The organism is Anaerotruncus sp. DFI.9.16 (assembly GCF_024461615.1).
In the GTDB taxonomy this organism is placed as follows: domain Bacteria; phylum Bacillota; class Clostridia; order Oscillospirales; family Ruminococcaceae; genus Anaerotruncus; species Anaerotruncus massiliensis.
In genome coordinates this window covers 1-201 of sequence record NZ_JANFZX010000203.1, presented here as the reverse complement: position 1 = coordinate 201, position 201 = coordinate 1, and the positions used below count along the sequence as shown (strand labels likewise).

Sequence of the window (201 nt, the reverse complement as noted above, 5' to 3'; positions counted from 1 at the left end):
AAGCCTATCACAGCCCGGAAGCTGGGGGACGATTTTGACAAGGCTGCTGTCCTTGCCCTGCTCACGCGGAACGCCCACAGAGCCGCCGAACAGACCAAAGCCATACCCGAATACCCTGCCGCAGTTAAAAAGCCGTCACAAGGGGAAAAAACCACAAAAACCACCCCGGCAGACAACACCTTGCAGCGCATGGTTGACCGG

The 201-nt window shown here is 57.7% G+C and carries 1 pseudogene; it reads left to right on the top strand.

Annotated elements, in window-relative coordinates:
• Positions 1 to 201: pseudogene (locus NE609_RS17535) on the top strand (relaxase); the annotation flags it as partial.